This window comes from Bartonella bacilliformis KC583 (assembly GCF_000015445.1).
GTDB classification, from domain to species: Bacteria; Pseudomonadota; Alphaproteobacteria; order Rhizobiales; family Rhizobiaceae; genus Bartonella; species Bartonella bacilliformis.
The window spans coordinates 866,737-884,752 of record NC_008783.1 but is presented as its reverse complement, the minus strand read 5'-3'; the positions used below and the strand labels follow the sequence as shown (position 1 = coordinate 884,752).

Genomic DNA, 18,016 nt, shown 5'->3' with positions numbered 1-18,016 from the left:
GGAAGTTAATCATTATGTACTATTTCCCATAAATTTTGGAAACCAGCTTTCATAAGCTTGTGTAAGTTGAGATACTGAAAGTGATAATGTATCTTTTATGTCAAGCGCGTCGCCTTCAACGGTGCCAAGTTCTGTTAAAGAAATCATGTTTGTTTGTGAAAGTTCTTTAAGGCTATTGAGTGCGTTCGGTTTAATAGCTATAAGGTAGCGTCCTTGATCTTCTCCAAAAAGCTCAGCATGACGCGGTGATATGTTGCTTAATTTAGCTCTAATTCCTTTACCAGATTTAATAACCATTTCTGCAAGAGCAATAGCTAACCCTCCATCAGAAATATCATGAGCAGCGTGAATAAAGCCACGATTAATCACATCTCGAACAAATTGACCATTCTTTTTTTCGAGTTGTAGATCTACATGAGGAGGAGTACCTGTATCAATATTCAAAATGTCACGTACATAGATTGATTGTCCCAAATGTGAACCGCAAGGGCCAACCAAAATAATGATATCCCCGTCTTGCATACCGCCGACTGTTACTACCTTTAACCAGTCATCAATAATGCCAACACCGGCTATTGTGGGTGTAGGAAGAATTGATTCTCCATTAGTCTCATTGTAAAGAGAGACATTTCCTGAAACAATTGGGAAGTCGAGTTCTTTACATGCTTCTCCTATGCCTTTAATGGCAAAAACTAATTGTCCCATGATTTCAGGCTTTTCAGGATTACCAAAATTGAGATTGTCTGTTGCCGCTAACGGTGTTGCACCTGTGGCGCTAATATTACGCCAGCATTCTGCAACGGCCTGTTTTCCTCCTTCATAAGGATCAGCTTCACAATAGCGAGGTGTTACATCAGAAGAAAAAGCAAGGGCATGTTTATCATTATTGTCTACGCGAATGACACCTGCATCGCCTCCTGGACGGACAAGACTGTTTCCTTGGATAAACGTATCATACTGTTCATAAACCCATCGCCGTGAGCTTTGATCAGCAGAGTTAAGTAATGTCAGGAGCGCATCACCAAAATTTTCAATTTCTTTGACTTCTTCCGCTTTAAGAATAGCCTTTGGAGAGGGAGCTATCCAAGGGCGATCATAAACTGGTGCTTCATCACCGAGTTCTTTAATTGGCAGGTTAACGACTTCTTTTCCCTGGTGCAAAACACGAAAACGCAAATCATCTGTTGTTTTGCCAATAATAGAAAAATCAAGTCCCCACTTATGAAAAATTGCAGCAGCTTGTTTTTCCATCTCTGGTTTAAGTACCATGAGCATTCGTTCTTGACTTTCAGAAAGCATAATTTCATAAGCTGTCATGTTTTCTTCACGAACAGGTATCTTATCAAGGTTAAGCTCTATTCCTAGGTTTCCTTTTGCACCCATTTCAACTGAAGAGGATGTTAGTCCTGCAGCACCCATATCTTGAATAGCAATAACAGCCTTTAGTGCCATTAATTCTAAACACGCTTCAAGAAGACATTTTTCAGTGAAGGGATCACCTACTTGAACAGTAGGGCGCTTTTCATCAATTGCATCATCAAATTCAGCAGAAGCCATTGTGGCGCCACCAACACCATCACGTCCTGTTTTAGCTCCAAGATAAACAACAGGAAGTCCTACTCCTTGTGCTTTTGAGTAAAAAATAGAATCTATTTTTGCAATACCAGCTGCAAAAGCATTAACGAGGATGTTGCCATTATAGCGTTTGTCAAAATTAACTTCTCCTCCAACAGTTGGAACACCAAAAGCATTGCTATAACCACCGATTCCAGAAACAACGCCCGAAACAAGATGGCGTGTTCGAGGGTGATCAGGAGATCCAAATCGTAATGCATTTATGGCCGCAACGGGGCGAGCACCCATTGTAAAAATATCTCGTAGAATGCCACCAATACCTGTTGCTGCACCCTGATAAGGCTCAATATAAGAGGGGTGATTATGGCTTTCCATTTTAAAAACCACGCACTGACCATTGCCAATATCAACAACACCAGCATTTTCACCAGGGCCTTGAATGACACATTTTCCTTTTGTTGGTAAAGTTTTGAGCCATTTTTTGGATGATTTATAAGAACAATGTTCATTCCACATTGCAGAAAAAATTCCAAGTTCAGTAAATGTTGGTTCTCTGCCGATTAATTCTAAAATGCGCTGATATTCATCGATTTTGAGACCATGATGTGCAATGAGTTCTGGTGTAATTGCACTATTATTGCGAACGCTCATGAGTATTTTATTCCGTCAAATTAATCAAAATTTTAAGCATTTATTTTGCTTGTCATTAGCAGTTTCTCTCATTGGAGATTTCATTAACAGAGATGATAAAGCCATTAAGGTTCTATAATTAAAACTTTAGTTGGTTACCTTATAGGATGCAAGGGTTAGAATTTTTTGTTATGGTTAAAAATTATTATAGAAAAAATCTACCAAGCTTCTCTTATAATAATCAGCTTACTAATTTTAAAGCACTTTCAAAGAGTAAACGGCCATCAATACAACCATGTGAAGGTTCAATGAAATTTTCAGGATGAGGCATCATACCAAGGACATTACCAGCCTCATTAACAATGCCAGCAATATTGTTAATTGAACCGTTAGGGTTTGTATTTTCTGCATAGCGAAAGACAATTTGTTTATTATCTTCCATTTTTTTTAAGGTATCACTATCAGCAAAATAATTTCCATCGTGATGAGCCACAGGGCAACGAATGATTTTTCCTTTAGAATAACCTCGAGAAAATATTGTATCTGCGTTTACTACTTCGAGTTTTACTTCACGGCAAACAAATTTTAAAGAAGTATTGCGCATTAAAGTGCCGGGTAGTAATTTAGCTTCCAGTAAAATTTGAAAACCATTGCAAATTCCTATAACCGTGACACCTTTTTGTGCTTTTTCACGAACAGCTTGCAAAACTGGCGTACGTGCGCCAATTGCGCCACATCTTAAATAGTCGCCATAGGAAAAACCTCCGGGAATAACAATCATATCTACATCTGGGATTGTTGCTTCCGTTTGCCAAATTTTCAGGGGTTCAACACCTGTTATGTGGTATAATGCAGCAATCATATCCCGATCGCGATTTAATCCAGGTAATTGAATGATAGCAGTTTTCATTTATTAATCCGCTTAAAGAAATTCTATAGCATAATCTTCGACGACAGTATTTGTGAGTAATTGCTCACACATTTCTTCAAGTTTTTGCTTTGCTATTTCAGAAGACATATCATCAAGAATAATATCAAAGACTTTCCCTTGGCGAACAGACTGGACATTCTCAAAATTTAAGCTGTTTAAAGCACTGGCAATCGCTTTTCCTTGAGGATCAAGGACACTGCTTTTTAAAGTAACGATGATACGTGCTTTCATTTTTACTTTCCATTATCAAAAAATATCTTTTAAGGATTTGTATTAAACAATACAAAACAATATTACTTTGTTTTTATTTTACTAAAACTGGACCATTTGGCCGTGGGGGATCATTTTCATTCATGATTCCAAGACGTCTTGCAACATCTTGATAGGCATTAATAAGCCCCCCCAGATCACGACGAAAACGGTCTTTGTCCATTTTTTCTTGTGTTTGCATATCCCATAAACGAGCCGAATCAGGAGAAATCTCATCAGCAAGAACAATACGCATTGTTTCATTTTCCCATAAACGACCAAATTCCATTTTAAAATCAATTAATTGAATACCAACACCTGCAAAAAGCCCAGAGAGAAAATCATTGATACGAATCGAAAGCTGCATAATGTCTTCTACTTCCTGTGGAGCAGCCCATCCAAAAGCAGTGATATGTTCTTCTGTTACCATTGGATCATCAAGAGAATCATTTTTATAATAAAACTCGATAATGGATTGTGGAAGAACAGTTCCTTCCTCTAATCCCAAGCGCTTAGAAAGGGAGCCTGCGGCAACATTACGAATGACAACTTCTAATGGAATAATTTCAACCGCTTTAATAAGCTGTTCACGCATATTTATGCGTTTAATAAAATGTGTTGGAATATTTAAACGACCAAGTTGGGTAAAGATATGTTCTGAGATACGATTATTTAAGACACCTTTACCATCAATGACTTCATGTTTTTTTGCATTAAACGCGGTTGCATCATCTTTAAAAAATTGAATATAGGTACCTGGTTCAGGCCCTTCATATAAAATTTTGGCCTTACCTTCATAAATGCGACGACGACGACTCATCATAATTATCTATTCGTTAGAGGTCTCAGTATTATTTATAAAAAAGATACTACCCTAATTAAGGGTAATTCTCAATGATTGCTGTAATACCTACACAATTTTTATTATTTAGAGAATAGAAAAAAGCTAACTTATGTATGACAACATAATAAATAATGCCTTTTTGAAAAGGATCTATATTTATATCAAAGTTTTGCTAGGAAATGAGCAAGAACCATAAGTCCTTCAGGCCAAGGTCCATGTCCGGATTCCGCATTAATATGGCCAGACTGTCCAGCGTCAACAAATAGTGCACCCCAGTCATTTGCAAGTTTCTGCGCTAATGAAAATTGGCAAAACTCATCATTTTGACTAGCGACGACTACAGAAGGAAAGGGAAGCTTCTTCTGAGGGTATGGGCCAAATGTCATTAAATGTTTTGGGCGTATTTTTTGGTTGGCTACATCTGGTGGAGCAACAAAGAAAGCACCGCAAACTTTTTTTGCATTATGCACAATTGCATGAATGGTTGTTGGAACTCCTAATGAATGTGCAATAATAACAACAGGTTTATTAGCTTGTGTGATAGCTGTTTCAACTCTATTAACCCATTCTCTACATACAGGTTTTGACCAATCCGTTTGTTGAACACGCCGAGCGGTAGATAATTTTTGTTCCCAGCGTGTTTGCCAATGGTTAGAACAAGATCCTTTATAACCAGGAACAATCAAAATATCGAGTTGATTTACTTTCATGAATTTCTTTTTAGTTGAAGTATATTCTGACTTTAGCCAAAAGGAGAAAAACAGTTTGTTTTTTTATATAAAACTTTGTTATGATCCAAAAACACGCTTAAAAATCGTATTAATATGTTTAGTATGGTATGCAAGATCAAATTTTTCGCGAAGTTTTTCTTCACTTAAGGCTTTTGCAACATCTTCATCTTTTAGCAATTCTTCTAAAAAGTCTTTTCCTTGTTCCCAAACCTTCATTGCGTTTCGTTGTACGATTCGATAGGAATCTTCGCGGCTAATACCGGCTTGTGTAAGTGCTAAAAGCACACGCTGTGAATGAACAAGGCCACGGAATTTGTTGAGATTTTTTTGCATATTCTCCGGATAGACAATTAAATTTTCAATCACGGATGTCAGTCGAGCAAGAGCAAAATCAAGTGTGATGGTGGCATCAGGGCCAATATAACGCTCAACAGATGAATGAGAAATATCCCGTTCGTGCCAAAGTGCAACATTTTCCATAGCAGGCATTACAAATGCACGTACTATACGCGCTAACCCGGTTAAATTTTCTGTTAAAACTGGATTCCGTTTGTGAGGCATAGCTGATGAACCTTTTTGCCCAGGTGAAAAATACTCTTCTGCTTCAAGGATTTCTGTTCGTTGCAGGTGGCGTATTTCTATAGCTAGCCTTTCAATGGATGATGCAATAACACCAAGTGTTGCAAAAAACATTGCATGGCGGTCGCGGGGTATAATTTGAGTAGAAACCGCCTCAGTACGCATACCCAATGCCTTTGCTACATGTTCTTCAACGCGTGGATCAATATTAGCAAAAGTACCAACAGCTCCTGAGATAGCACAAGTAGCAATTTCTTCGCGTGCTGCAAGCATACGTTGGCGACAGCGAGAAAATTCAGCATATGCAAGAGCAAATTTGACTCCAAATGTTATAGGCTCTGCATGAATACCGTGACTGCGTCCAATAGTAATTGTTTCTTTATGTTCGAGAGCACGTTTTTTTAATACTGCAAGAAGTTGATCTATATCTTTTAACAAAATGTCACTGGCTCGCATTAATTGAACATTTAATGTTGTATCTAAAACATCTGATGATGTCATACCTTGATGAATAAAACGCGATTCTGGCCCAATAAATTCGGCCAAATGGGTAAGAAATGCGATAACATCATGCTTAGTTGTTGCTTCAATTTCATTAATACGATTCACATCAAATTCAGCAGCTGAACCTTTTTCCCAAATGATTTTAGCGGCTTCTTTTGGAATCACACCAAGTTGAGCCATTGCATCACAAGCATGTGCTTCAATTTCAAACCAAATACGGTACTTCGTTTTTGGCGACCAGATTGCTACCATTTGGGGACGAGAATAGCGTGTAATCATAATTTTTCCTTATTATGGGAGAGGAGGGTTGCAGCTTGACGTAATTCACTAATGCGTGTTTTATAAAGATCTTTATTACCATTTTTATAAATAGCAGACCCTGCAACAAATACATTGGCACCAGCTTTTGCAGCTGTTCCGATTGTATCCACTGAAATACCGCCATCAACTTCAAGGTCAATAGACCGATTGGCAATCATATTTTTTATGCGTTTAATTTTATCTTTCATTTCTGGAATGAAATTTTGTCCACCAAAACCAGGATTAACTGTCATAATCAGGATGAGGTCTAATTGATCAAGTAAATACTCAAGCACATGCTCTGGAGTGCTTGGGTTGATTGCAATCCCTGCTTTTTTCCCCATTATTTTGATTATTTGTAGTGAACGATGAATATGAGGTCCTGCTTCTGCGTGAATGGTTATAATATCTGCGCCAGCTTTTGCAAAAGCTTCAAGATAAGGATCAACAGGCGAAATCATGAGATGAACATCAAATACTGCTTTGCTTAACGGGCGTAGAGCTTTTACAGTATCAGGTCCAAAGGTGATATTAGGAACAAAATGGCCATCCATGATATCAAGATGGAGCCAATCTGCACCTGCATCAACAACATCGGATATTTCTTGACCAAGTTTTGAAAAATCTGCAGATAAGAGTGAAGGTGCAATAATAGGGGAATGAACCATTAAGATCTCCTTAGTTGGCTCTTTTTAGCATGTAATATTGTATGATAAAATATGCATTTTATTGCTCATATATGGTATGACATAAAAAATGAGAATGTATAATTGAAATATCCCTTGAGAATTTAAAAACTGTATAAGTAAAAATATGTCAAATCATACAATAAATTTAATGCCTAAACTTCAACAGAATCTTACTGTTTCTCCGCAGGAATATCGGAATACTATGAGTTATTTTGCAGGAGCTGTACATATTGTAACGACAAATGGCATTAAGGGAAAGCGTGGAGTAACAGTTTCGGCTTGCTGTTCTTTATCAGATAATCCTCCAACACTTCTTGTGTGTTTAATGCGTCATAATCCTGAAAATAAACTATTTGTAGAAAATGGTAATTTCTGTATCAACAGTTTAGCAGGGAAACATCGTAAATTGGCTGATGCTTTTTCTGGACGCTCTAACTTTACACAAACTGAACGCTTTAGCATAGCTCAGTGGAATGTTTTAAAAACTGGTGCGCCTAGTTTATCAGATGCTTTGGCTTCACTTGATTGTAACTTAATTTGTTGGCACGAACATGCAACTCATTATATTTTAATTGGCGAAGTTGTAGCAATAAACAGCAATAAAGAAAAAGATGCTTTAATGTATTTTAATCGCAACTATCATAATTTGCCTTTATAAAATCCTTGTGTCTTTTAAATTAGTAAGATAAGCACTAATTCTTCTGGGTTTTGAGCTTAATTAATTTGTAGACAAGTTAGTATGAGACATCACACTGAAATAATTGTTTGTTGGATAAAAAAATAACCAATAAAGAACAATCACTATTAGATACACGAATGCCAGTAATTTTTTTGAATAGATTTTAAAAAATGAGTTAAACAAGAACTTTTATGTTTCTGTTAAAAAACATTTTATTCTGATCTAGCCAGTATCAGAGATGACATAATTTTTTTCTGATGGCTGTTTTATAAGCTGGTAATAAGAGGAAATAACACTAAAAAATTATTACCAGCGCTAAAAAACAACGAACTTACTCATGTTTTTCTTTAAAATATGCATATAACTCGTTTTTTGATATAAAGATTTTATTTTTTCTGGGTAGGAATGAATAAGGATGGCTCCTGTCGTCCTTCGATTGTAGCAGTAATTGCTGAATCATTTAAATTGTGATCGAATGAGGAGAAAGAGGCATTATTTTTAGCAGATCCCATTGCTTTTAGAGAAAAAGGGGCTTTTTCTGTAAAGGTGTGATGTTGATCGATTTCTGTTATTGTTGATAGTGTATCTTTTGGCGGCTTGTGGTGATTTTTGTGTTCAATGTGTAATGTGTTGATAATGCCAGATTCTATAACAATATCTGTTGTTCCACCAATAAGCATTAAATGCTCTACATCGTCACGGCGTATCAGAACAAGACGGCGCATACGATCAACAGCAACCGTATCACATATAGCTAACCGTTGTGAACGCGTTTTTCTGTCTTTATTTAAATAGCGTAAAAGCCCTATAACAATAGCAATTGCTATGATTATCATTATGAGGAATGCAAGACTCGTAATTATATTCGCTGCGTGTACCCCTATTTTATTTGATAACCAGATACTCATATGGCTTCCCCTATTTGGCAAGAGGCTATTTTATATAAATCCGTAAGCATCTTGCAAGATTGGACTAAACATAAATATGACTTGTCTAATTACTTAAGCCATTTCTATTACGTATATAAAGCATGTATATATTATATGTAATAGAAAATTACACTCAATATAAATTATATACATTACGAAAACAATTTATGGCATAAAAATCAGCCATAATCGAGGCAGATAAAAATGAATAAAAATTCTTATGATAGTACAAAATCATTGCTTTCTTTTATGCAATGGGGTGCTATGATTTGGGGGATTTTTTTTATAATAACTTTTTTAGTAATTATAGGATTTTTAGGTGTTTTTTATCCGCATTTCCATAAAGTTGCATTGGTATCTTTCTTAGTTTTAACTATTATAGCTATTATAGCGTTTTTTTTAATGGGAGCAGGCATTTTAAAATGTCATGCTATGTACTTGCAAAAAGATTTAGATTTTAGTCTTTTTGATGAGGTGAATGATGTAATTATAGTATCTGATTTTTCAGGTTTTATTCACTATGCTAATCAAAATTATCAAAGGCTTTTTACTTATAAACCTAAAGCTTCTTGTTACACTGTTCTTGCTGATCTTCCAGGTGCTGGTGCACTTGTGTATCGCTTGAAGGTAGCAGCGTCTAATAATCTTGCAGCTCAAGAAAATCTAAAAATAGATCGTTCAATTTTTATCCATTCTACACAGCAACAACCTATTTTGTACAATATTTCTATTCATCCGATTATAAAACGGAAACAAAAATTTTTATTGTGGCGTGTTGTTGATATTTCGCATTTTCAAGAACATCATGAATTTTCTTCCTTGAATCTTCAAGAAGCTACCAATCACTTAGATCATACTCCTGTTGGATTTTTATCTGTAAACGCACAAGGAATGGTTATCTATTTAAATTCAGTTTTTGCTAAGTGGTTTTCGATCGATTTAACTAATTTTATTGTTGGTCAATATAGCTTTGATCAATTATTTTATAATACTGGAAACAACAGTAAGTGGAGTGATATTTGTTTGCAAAATAACAAATATCAAAATTCAAATTGTGCTACGAGTTACGTTTTTTCTTTATCTTTAACTTTAGAGGATGGTAGCAAAAAACTGCTGAAATGTTTTATGTATGTTTCTTCTCTTTTAGGAGATGAAACTATCTATCGTATTGTTATGCTGCCACAGCAAATGCAAGAGAGTGAGAGGGATTGTGAAGAAAAATTACCGAGTACATTGATAGAATATTTTGACGCAAGTCCTTTTGCAATAGCAGTGATAGATCAGAAAAGACAATTTGTTCATGTAAATCATGCTTTTTTGTCATTACTAGGATGCACGGACAAGGCTATTAATCTTTATGACGTCATATCTCATAGTTATCATGCACAATTAGAGCACGCATTTCGGCAGGTGACGACGTATAAAAGTTATCTAGATCCGATAGATACGGTATTAGCAAATAATAAGGAACGCCATTTACGTCTTTATCTTACACCTTTGATGCAATATCGTGATGATTTATCACATAATTTTGTGGTTATATCTGCTTTGGAAATGATGAAGCAAAAAACACTTGACGATGACATGGTACAAAGCCAGAAAATGCAAGCTGTTGGGCAGTTGGCGGGTGGTATTGCTCATGATTTTAATAATGTTTTGACAGCAATTTTAATGTCGTGTGATCTTCTTTTAAATACGCACCGCGTTTCTGATCCAGCACATGCTGATCTTACTAATATTAAAAATAATGCTAACCGTGCGGCTGCACTTGTACAGCAATTATTAGCTTTTTCTAGAAAACAAACGCTTAGGCCTGAAAAAGTTGATTTTACAGAATTTTTATCGGACATTCGTAATCTCATTTTGCCTCTTTTAGGTAATCATATTCAGTTAAAAATTATTCATGGAAGAGATTTGTGGAGTGTGGAAGTCGATCAAGCGTCTTTCCAGTGTGTTGTTATGAATTTAGTTATCAATGCGCGTGATGCAATGCCTGATGGAGGTACGGTAACAATTGCAACAAACAATATTACAAAACAACAAAGTGCTGAATTAAATTATGCTGGTCTTGCAGCTGGCGAGTATGTGCAATTGACTGTTGCAGATACTGGATCAGGCATATCTTCTGCTGTGCAAGAAAAAATGTTTGAACCATTTTTTACAACAAAAGAAATTGGAAAAGGTACAGGACTTGGCTTATCAATGGTTTATGGCATTATCAAACAGACAGGTGGCTATATTCACTGTAATAGCCAGGAAGGAGAAGGAACGATATTTCATATCTTTCTACCTCGCTATGTCTCCAATATCAGAGATGAGATTGTTGAACAGATTGAAAAAGCAGAAAAACAGGAACACAATACAGATTTGACAGGCTCTGCAACCGTGTTATTGGTCGAAGATGAAGATGCAGTTAGAATGGGCGGGGTGAGAGCTCTTCAAATGAGGGGGTATACTGTTTTAGAAGCTGCGAGTGGGGTGGAAGCGCTTGCTGTTCTTAAGGAAAATAAAGGCGCTATTGATATTATTGTTTCTGATGTTGTGATGCCAGGGATGGATGGGCCAACTTTACTTAAAGAAGTTCGTAAAAGTTACCCCGATATCAAGTTTATTTTTGTTTCTGGTTATACAAAAGATGCATTTACTAAAAATCTTCCAGAAGGCGCTATTTTTGGATTCTTATCTAAGCCATTTACACTTAAACAGCTGATTTTAGCAGTCAAAGAAAGACTAGAAGAATAAAATAGCGTGATTAGAATTAGAAAAAATAAATAAAGCAAGAGATACTGGATATAGAACAATACCGATGTAGGTAAAAGGTGCGTTGGGGAGATAAGAGAACCATGACAGATGGATTTTATAGAGTTATCTATCGTTTGAGATTTATACAAATTTATTGACCAGCTAGATCATGTTGTATTAGCGTTAATAGCTGCATTAAAAATTTTATATCTTAAATGATTTTTGTTATTTAAAAAGTAAATTAATAACAGAAATAAATATAAAGCGTATTTTGATCTTCTAAAATTAATATGGTGAAAATAGGGAAAGCTCTGGCTGTCTATGTGGATGGAATGCTATTAATGAAATATAGGATAAAATTCTTCTATGACATTTTATAGTTCTCCATCATCGATAAAATTTGCGGTAGCCCCAATGTTGGATTGGACAGATCGGCATTGCCGATTTTTTTACCGTCTTTTAACAAAAAAAGCACTGCTTTATACTGAAATGGTTGTTGCGGATGCTATAATTCACGGTATCCGTGAATCACTCTTAGCTTTTAATGATCAAGAGCATCCTGTTGCGTTACAAATAGGGGGATCGGATCCTAAAAAATTAGCAGAGGCTGCGCAAATTGCAGAAGATTTTGGTTATGATGAGATAAATTTAAATGTAGGTTGTCCATCAAATCGTGTTCAGTCAGGCACATTTGGTGCTTGTTTAATGTTAAACCCTGATATTGTAGCGAATGCTGTAGAAGCGATGAAGAGGGTTGTTACTATACCTGTGACCGTTAAATGTCGAATTGGTGTGGATGAGCAAGATGAAGAATTGGCTTTAGATTTTTTAGCAGATCGAGTATGGAATGCTGGTTGTGATGCACTCTGGGTACATGCACGCAAGGCGTGGTTAAAAGGTTTAAGTCCCAAAGAAAATCGAGATATTCCGCAACTTAATTATAAAAGAGTTTATAAATTAAAAAATAAATTTTATAATAAATTTATAGGGATAAATGGAGGAATTAAATCAATTTATGAAATGAAAGAACATTTGAAATTATGTGATGCTGTTATGGTAGGACGGCAAGTTTATTATAATCCATCTTTATTGCAACTCATTGATTTTGAGATATACAGTGAGTCACAGAGCAATCTTAAGGATTGTGATGTAATTGATATCATGTGCGATTACGCTGCGAAACATATTGCATCAGGCGGGCATCTTTCTCATGTGACACGTCATATGATCAGCTTTTTTCATGGTCGCGATGGTGCACGTCGATGGCGACAAATATTGTCAAATGATGCAAGAGGAAAAGACGCAGATGTGCGTATTTTAAAAGAAGCTTTTTCTGCTCTTATTTAAAGTAAGTTTTGCGAGTATCTCATTTTTATATTTTAGAATAAATAATTCATTTTATATATTGTAATTTATAGATAATTTAAAATTATTGAGATATTAAAAGGAAAAATTTCAATTTTTATCATCTGTTATTTATCTAGACTATCTTTAGAAGACAAATATTATATTATTAGAGACATTTTAGAACTTTAAATCAGTAGCTAGAGAATAGATTGATTTTATAATTAGTCTCACAATGTATAGTCTATTTATTTTTTCCTAAAAACGACAATGAATTATTTATATTCTGTTTGTAGAATAAAATTCTATAAACATACACTCAAAAAGGTATTTTCATGACCGCTAGTCCATTTGATGATTTTCGTACATTGCTAACAAATTTACCCACTCCTGATGAGTTCATTATGACTTTAGCAAAAAAACGGCAAATGCAATTAACAAAGTTGCAAGGAGGATTAGGAAAATTAGGAGATATCGCAGTTTGGTATGCTGGGTGGAGAGCTGAAGAAAAGCCAATAATAAGGCGGCCTTTAGTAGCTATTTTTTCTGGAAATCATGGTGTAACTGACGAAAATATTACACCATTTCCGCGATCTATGACACAACAGATAGTCAATAACTTTGCAGCTGGTGGTGGTGCTATTAATCAAATTTGTGCAGCTTATGATCTTGGATTGAAGATATTTGATTTGGCTTTAGAGTATCCAACAATGAATATTACCAAGGATGCCGCAATGGATGAGCGTAGTGCAGCTGCAACGATGGCATTTGGGATGGAATCAATTGCTGGAGGAATAGATCTTTTGTGTGTAGGAGAAATGGGAATTGGCAATACAACAATAGCTTCAGCTTTATGTTTAGCTCTATTTGGTGGAGATGCTGAGGAGTGGATAGATCCTGGTACAGGAGATGTAGGGGAATTTTATCAACGCAAAGTGATGGCAGTAAAAACAGCAGTTTTTTTACATAAAGATTATTTAAATGATCCTTTTGAGGTTATGCGTTGTTTAGGAGGGCGTGAAATTGCTGCTATGGTAGGAGCTATTTTAGCTGCAAGAATGGAAAAAATTCCAGTTATTTTGGATAGCTTTGTAACAACAGCGGCAGCAGCAATTCTTTATAAAATGCATCCAAGAGCTCTTGATCATATTATTGTTGGGCATATTTCCACTAACTCAGCACATCGCAAACTTTTAGAAAAAATAGGAAAAGAGCCGCTTTTAGATTTAAAGGTGCATCTGGGTGAAGGAATAGGCGCTGCCATGGCAGCTGGTGTGGTTAAGGCTGCTGTTTTAACACATGCACAAATGGCAATATTTGAACAGGATGTCGCTATTTAGGGACTTAAATTGCTATAAATATCAAAAAAAACTCAAAATTTTATTATCCATTTGGATTTTGTAATTTTATATAGTCAAGAGGTAGCTCTGTTGTGTATTTAATCTGCTCCATTGCGAAAGAGGATGATACGTCACAAATATCAACTTTAGAAATTAATTTTTTATAAAAAAGGTCATAAGCTTCAATATTGGGAACCACGACACGTAATAAATAATCTATATCTCCACTCATTCTATAAAATTCAATAACTTCACGAAACTCCCGCAAAATTCTTGAAAAACGCTTTAGCCATTCATGGTTATGTAAATGGACACGAATAGAAACAAAAACAGTAACGTGTGCATTCACTTTTTGAGGAGAAAGAACAGCAACACGACGCTGAATAACACCGTCGTCATCGAGTTTTTGAATTCTACGCCAACAAGGGGTTGTAGAGAGTCCAACTTTTTTAGCAATATCAGCGACAGAGAGTGTGGCATCTTCTTGCAACAAATGGAGGATTTTTCGATCAAGGCCATCCATATTTTCTTTTCCAATTTAATTTACAAAAACTTATGAACTAAATGGCGAAGATACACAATAAGTTCATCCTGAAACCAGGGGTGTTTTTGTAACCAAAAAGTATTTCGCCATGATGGATGAGGCAATGGTATGACATTATATCCTCTAGGTTGACGTATAGAGAGAATGTTTTTCCAATCACTGACGGTTTCTGAAACAGTTTTGTGTTTTAAGCCTGTGATGTGCCATTTCTGTGCATAACTTCCAATAGCAAGGACGAGCTTTATTTGTGGCATAGCTTGAAACACTTCTTCATGCCACATTTCTTGGCATTCACGCCTTGGTGGTAAGTCGGATTTATTTTGGTCATAGCCCGGAAAACAAAATCCCATAGGAACAATGGCAAATAAAGATCTGTCATAAAACTGATTACGAGTTACACTGAGCCAATTACGTAATGTTTCGCCGGAGCGATCATTGAAGGGAATAGAACTTTCATGTACCCGTAATCCTGGTGCTTGTCCTGCAATTGCGATAGAAGCTGTGTCGGATAAATAGGCAACAGGTCGTGGCTCATGAGGTAAGGGAGGGTAATAACGTGGATTCGTTATACAAATACGACAAGAGTGAATTTTTTTATCAAGTTTGATAATTTTATCACATCGTTGTTTTTTCATAAGTGAAATAGGCAAGCAACATTTGCACTGTAAAAAAGAGAAAATTTTACTGTGTTCTGTTATTAATGTGAATTCTTCTCCATTCTCGTGGTTGTTGAAAACTTGATTGCCATATACCTTTCTTTTTCCTATGGGCTTCTTCTTCCTCTTTACGATAGCTATTATAGCTTACAGCCCAACCGTTTTGTACCATTGTTGCGTTAATATTTTTGACTTGTTTTGTTTGACACGTACCAAGGACACGCTGATATTTGTCTTTTATACTCCAATGACATGTAACAGTTTTTTTTGTTATAAGCCTTTCTAAATATTCTTTAGCTTTTTGTCCACATGGATAACGTTTTGTTTTCATACCACAAAACTGATGAAGCTCAGGAGAATCAATTCCTATAAGTCGGACCATGATATCAGCAACTTTGATTGAATCTCCATCAATAACTGATGCATAACCCTTAATAGATTTTATAGAAATTGGCTTTTGTGTTTGAGCATATTCCGTATAAACAATCATATTGGTGAAGATGATGGTTACTAAGACAATTAAGCCAAAAACTTTTTTTTTGAAGCTATCTAAATTGGAACGAAGAACTTTTTCTTTCATGAAATTAAGAAACTCATATTATACTGTTTTAGAGATAGCACTAACCAGGAAATTTTGATTTTGAAATGTCTAAATTTTTTCTTCATATTAAGCAGTAAGGTTAGCAACTTATTATAATTTTCGTAAAACGAGATTATTATTGTTTGCAACAATCTGTTCCCTATAAAGTAGATATTATATATATTAATAAACGGGATATAATATATTGATTACAGTATATCTCTTAGGAAATATTTTCTTTTTTACACGAGTGGGATATTTTTAATAAATGTCATTTGGATTGAGGATTAAAATCAAAATACATTCTTATTTTTGATAAAAAATGCCAAACATTCAATAAACTTTTTTCAGATAGAAAAATACGTACCCTCCATCCAATAAGACAAAGCTAACGTATCCAATTTTTCTAACAATTTAACTAAACTAAAAGTTGAAGCACTAAATCACGACAAATAACATATAAACGTACAGCACATTTATTTTTATTTATGGCCGTTCTTGGAAATTGTAAATTGAAAAGAACAAAAGTAGTTACTTGATTTTTGTTTCTTTAAACTCAACATGCTTTTTAACAATTGGATCATATTTACGTTTACTCATTTTGTCCGTCATCGTACGGCTATTTTTTTTCGTTACATAGAAAAAACCGGTATCTGCAGTTGACAAAAGCTTAATCTTAATCGTTGCTGCCTTAGCCATAATAATGATCCTATTTATGTTGAAATGACACTGCTTTGTCACCAAAATTCATTTTTGATGTAAACCAGATTTTTTATTAACCTACGGATGTTACAAAAAAAGTCAAGAGTTGATTAGCTTTTTCATTAAAGAAACACGCACTAAAATAAGTATACAAGCCGAAAAAAAACAGGCCATTACAGAAGAAAAATCACATGGTTTAAAAAGATCTATGTTTAAAAAGATCTATTATTTGGCCGATGATAGTAGCTTCAATAAGCATCCCAATGCTATAGTAAAGATGAAAGAAAAATTAGCAGAAGCGCTCATGTCCTTTAAGGTATGCACATAACTGTGAGGGCCCAATTATATAAAGACCTATGAATACACTACCAAAAAGAAAAATATCAAGAATTACAGTCCATTGATGTTCGGCTATCCATAGTACCACAAGGGGTCCTGCGAATCCTAAAGTGGCGCATCCCATAGAGAGTAGCGCTTATTTTTTGTGTAATCGCTTAAAGCCAATAACGAATTAAAAGCAAAAGGTTATCAAGCGCGAATATCGCCATAAAGTGTGAGGCTTAATTCTTATTGTATCCGATTGATAAACTAAAAGATATTATAAATGTTAACGCTCTCATTTTGATAGCACCATAATCAATACTGCCATAGTTGAAGTAGGTGTATGAAAAATATAAGAAAAAAATGCTGTATATTTACTATTTTTAAATTTGAGGTTTAATTTTGAAGCGGTGAGAGTTAGTATAACAGCAATTCCAAAAAGGTACCGCTAACACAAAAAGGCATACATCCTGTGATCCTATTCTTGCTAGCAGCGTTAGATCGATAGCAAATTTTACTCCCAAAGTAATGGCATAAATAGAAAGTATTAAACTGCGTCTCTGGGGAGGAGCAGAACTGTTGATCCAAATTCTGATAGGAGTGAATGTAATTGTCATAGCGAAGTGCAGCGTAAATCGCAGAATGAGCCAAATTAATACTGAGTCGAAAAAATAAAAAACTTAACTTTCCAATCTATCATTGATAATATCGATTAACTAGCAGCAATATGAGAAGCTATTCAAGCAACAAAAATGGCTGCGATAATTGTGGTGATTTCACTAACCGTTCCACTGTAACCAATAGCACTGTTTGAAAATTCTTTTTCAGTCATCAATAAAGAGATAAATTGTATTCCTATTCCTAATTTTACACTAACAGCACCAATGATCGCAGCAAAATTGAATACAAAGAGTTTTGAGATATCAAAAATTTTGTTCATCATAAGAAGAGTATAATTATAATCTTGTATCCTTGTTTATGCAGCCAATGCACAATTAGCCTTGAGATAAGAGGAAGATTTTTTAGCAAACTAGTATTTATGATATCGAGCAAGATTTTTTCAGTAATTATAGGAAGGTAAATTCATCTATAATTCATTTAATATATGTTATTTTGAGAATTTTTCATATAATTTCAATTAATCAAA

General features: G+C 35.1%; 17 protein-coding genes. 4 read left to right on the top strand and 13 right to left on the bottom strand.

What is annotated here, in order from left to right:
- Positions 1–12: 12 nt before the first annotated feature.
- The 7 genes from purL to rpe form a co-directional block, all read right to left on the bottom strand.
- Positions 13–2,226 carry a phosphoribosylformylglycinamidine synthase subunit PurL gene (gene purL, locus BARBAKC583_RS04225; protein ID WP_005767266.1) on the bottom strand — a complete coding sequence of 738 codons (2,214 nt, stop codon included), beginning with the start codon at positions 2,224–2,226 and terminating at the stop codon, positions 13–15.
- 220 nt (positions 2,227–2,446) lie between these two features.
- A complete protein-coding gene (gene purQ / locus BARBAKC583_RS04220) occupies positions 2,447–3,115 on the bottom strand; it encodes a phosphoribosylformylglycinamidine synthase subunit PurQ (RefSeq protein ID WP_005767264.1) in 669 nt (222 codons plus the stop codon).
- Positions 3,116–3,127: 12 nt separating this feature from the next.
- Entirely contained in the window at positions 3,128–3,367 is a 240-nt protein-coding gene (purS, locus tag BARBAKC583_RS04215) for a phosphoribosylformylglycinamidine synthase subunit PurS (protein WP_005767262.1), read from the bottom strand.
- Between the two features lie 73 nt (positions 3,368–3,440).
- Positions 3,441–4,205, bottom strand: a complete 765-nt coding sequence (purC, locus tag BARBAKC583_RS04210) for a phosphoribosylaminoimidazolesuccinocarboxamide synthase (protein ID WP_005767260.1) — start codon at positions 4,203–4,205, stop codon at positions 3,441–3,443.
- A 185-nt stretch (positions 4,206–4,390) separates the two neighbouring features.
- Complete coding sequence (locus tag BARBAKC583_RS04205; RefSeq protein ID WP_005767258.1) at positions 4,391–4,939, bottom strand: RBBP9/YdeN family alpha/beta hydrolase; 549 nt, start codon at positions 4,937–4,939, stop codon at positions 4,391–4,393.
- Positions 4,940–5,017: 78 nt separating this feature from the next.
- Positions 5,018–6,322: an adenylosuccinate lyase gene (purB, locus tag BARBAKC583_RS04200; RefSeq protein ID WP_005767256.1), complete on the bottom strand. Its 1,305-nt coding sequence runs from the start codon at positions 6,320–6,322 to the stop codon at positions 5,018–5,020.
- On the bottom strand, positions 6,319–7,011 hold the full coding sequence (rpe, locus tag BARBAKC583_RS04195; protein ID WP_005767254.1) for a ribulose-phosphate 3-epimerase: 693 nt from the start codon (positions 7,009–7,011) through the stop codon (positions 6,319–6,321). The genes purB and rpe overlap by 4 nt, the downstream gene beginning before the upstream one ends.
- A gap of 145 nt (positions 7,012–7,156) precedes the next feature.
- Here rpe and BARBAKC583_RS04190 point away from each other — a divergent pair, with 145 nt between their 5' ends.
- On the top strand, positions 7,157–7,690 hold the full coding sequence (locus BARBAKC583_RS04190; RefSeq protein ID WP_035453092.1) for a flavin reductase family protein: 534 nt from the start codon (positions 7,157–7,159) through the stop codon (positions 7,688–7,690).
- Between the two features lie 407 nt (positions 7,691–8,097).
- On the opposite strand, the gene BARBAKC583_RS04185 is transcribed toward BARBAKC583_RS04190, so the two are convergent.
- Complete coding sequence (locus tag BARBAKC583_RS04185) at positions 8,098–8,619, bottom strand: flagellar biosynthetic protein FliO (RefSeq protein ID WP_005767250.1); 522 nt, start codon at positions 8,617–8,619, stop codon at positions 8,098–8,100.
- A 225-nt stretch (positions 8,620–8,844) separates the two neighbouring features.
- Here BARBAKC583_RS04185 and BARBAKC583_RS04180 point away from each other — a divergent pair, with 225 nt between their 5' ends.
- The 3 genes from BARBAKC583_RS04180 to BARBAKC583_RS04170 all read left to right on the top strand — a co-directional run bounded on the left by BARBAKC583_RS04180 (position 8,845) and on the right by BARBAKC583_RS04170 (position 14,066).
- Positions 8,845–11,382, top strand: coding sequence for a response regulator (locus BARBAKC583_RS04180; RefSeq protein WP_005767248.1), 2,538 nt, complete (start codon positions 8,845–8,847; stop codon positions 11,380–11,382).
- Positions 11,383–11,748: 366 nt separating this feature from the next.
- Entirely contained in the window at positions 11,749–12,729 is a 981-nt protein-coding gene (gene dusA / locus BARBAKC583_RS04175) for a tRNA dihydrouridine(20/20a) synthase DusA (protein WP_005767246.1), read from the top strand.
- Between the two features lie 332 nt (positions 12,730–13,061).
- Positions 13,062–14,066: a nicotinate-nucleotide--dimethylbenzimidazole phosphoribosyltransferase gene (locus tag BARBAKC583_RS04170; RefSeq protein ID WP_005767224.1), complete on the top strand. Its 1,005-nt coding sequence runs from the start codon at positions 13,062–13,064 to the stop codon at positions 14,064–14,066.
- A 43-nt stretch (positions 14,067–14,109) separates the two neighbouring features.
- On the opposite strand, the gene BARBAKC583_RS04165 is transcribed toward BARBAKC583_RS04170, so the two are convergent.
- From BARBAKC583_RS04165 to BARBAKC583_RS04140, 5 genes are all read right to left on the bottom strand, one after another.
- Positions 14,110–14,589 (bottom strand): Lrp/AsnC family transcriptional regulator, encoded by a 480-nt coding sequence (locus tag BARBAKC583_RS04165; protein ID WP_005767222.1) that lies wholly within the window; start codon positions 14,587–14,589, stop codon positions 14,110–14,112.
- Positions 14,590–14,609: 20 nt separating this feature from the next.
- Positions 14,610–15,245 (bottom strand): uracil-DNA glycosylase family protein, encoded by a 636-nt coding sequence (locus BARBAKC583_RS04160; protein ID WP_011807367.1) that lies wholly within the window; start codon positions 15,243–15,245, stop codon positions 14,610–14,612.
- A gap of 46 nt (positions 15,246–15,291) precedes the next feature.
- Positions 15,292–15,846, bottom strand: a complete 555-nt coding sequence (locus BARBAKC583_RS04155; protein ID WP_005767217.1) for a thermonuclease family protein — start codon at positions 15,844–15,846, stop codon at positions 15,292–15,294.
- 531 nt (positions 15,847–16,377) lie between these two features.
- Positions 16,378–16,545: a 50S ribosomal protein L33 gene (gene rpmG / locus BARBAKC583_RS04150; protein WP_005767215.1), complete on the bottom strand. Its 168-nt coding sequence runs from the start codon at positions 16,543–16,545 to the stop codon at positions 16,378–16,380.
- A gap of 1,063 nt (positions 16,546–17,608) precedes the next feature.
- Complete coding sequence (locus tag BARBAKC583_RS04140; RefSeq protein WP_225866720.1) at positions 17,609–17,812, bottom strand: hypothetical protein; 204 nt, start codon at positions 17,810–17,812, stop codon at positions 17,609–17,611.
- Between the last annotated feature and the right edge of the window lie 204 nt (positions 17,813–18,016).

Excerpts from the sequence above, each read along its gene's own strand:
- purL (WP_005767266.1), bottom strand. The coding sequence starts at position 2,226 with ATGAGCGTTCGCAATAATAGTGCAATTACACCAGAACTCATTGCACAT.
- purQ (WP_005767264.1), bottom strand. The coding sequence starts at position 3,115 with ATGAAAACTGCTATCATTCAATTACCTGGATTAAATCGCGATCGGGAT.
- purS (WP_005767262.1), bottom strand. The coding sequence starts at position 3,367 with ATGAAAGCACGTATCATCGTTACTTTAAAAAGCAGTGTCCTTGATCCT.
- purC (WP_005767260.1), bottom strand. The coding sequence starts at position 4,205 with ATGAGTCGTCGTCGTCGCATTTATGAAGGTAAGGCCAAAATTTTATAT.
- BARBAKC583_RS04205 (WP_005767258.1), bottom strand. The coding sequence starts at position 4,939 with ATGAAAGTAAATCAACTCGATATTTTGATTGTTCCTGGTTATAAAGGA.
- purB (WP_005767256.1), bottom strand. The coding sequence starts at position 6,322 with ATGATTACACGCTATTCTCGTCCCCAAATGGTAGCAATCTGGTCGCCA.
- rpe (WP_005767254.1), bottom strand. The coding sequence starts at position 7,011 with ATGGTTCATTCCCCTATTATTGCACCTTCACTCTTATCTGCAGATTTT.
- BARBAKC583_RS04190 (WP_035453092.1), top strand. The coding sequence starts at position 7,157 with ATGTCAAATCATACAATAAATTTAATGCCTAAACTTCAACAGAATCTT.
- BARBAKC583_RS04185 (WP_005767250.1), bottom strand. The coding sequence starts at position 8,619 with ATGAGTATCTGGTTATCAAATAAAATAGGGGTACACGCAGCGAATATA.
- BARBAKC583_RS04180 (WP_005767248.1), top strand. The coding sequence starts at position 8,845 with ATGAATAAAAATTCTTATGATAGTACAAAATCATTGCTTTCTTTTATG.
- dusA (WP_005767246.1), top strand. The coding sequence starts at position 11,749 with ATGACATTTTATAGTTCTCCATCATCGATAAAATTTGCGGTAGCCCCA.
- BARBAKC583_RS04170 (WP_005767224.1), top strand. The coding sequence starts at position 13,062 with ATGACCGCTAGTCCATTTGATGATTTTCGTACATTGCTAACAAATTTA.
- BARBAKC583_RS04165 (WP_005767222.1), bottom strand. The coding sequence starts at position 14,589 with ATGGATGGCCTTGATCGAAAAATCCTCCATTTGTTGCAAGAAGATGCC.
- BARBAKC583_RS04160 (WP_011807367.1), bottom strand. The coding sequence starts at position 15,245 with ATGAAAAAACAACGATGTGATAAAATTATCAAACTTGATAAAAAAATT.
- BARBAKC583_RS04155 (WP_005767217.1), bottom strand. The coding sequence starts at position 15,846 with ATGAAAGAAAAAGTTCTTCGTTCCAATTTAGATAGCTTCAAAAAAAAA.
- rpmG (WP_005767215.1), bottom strand. The coding sequence starts at position 16,545 with ATGGCTAAGGCAGCAACGATTAAGATTAAGCTTTTGTCAACTGCAGAT.
- BARBAKC583_RS04140 (WP_225866720.1), bottom strand. The coding sequence starts at position 17,812 with ATGATGAACAAAATTTTTGATATCTCAAAACTCTTTGTATTCAATTTT.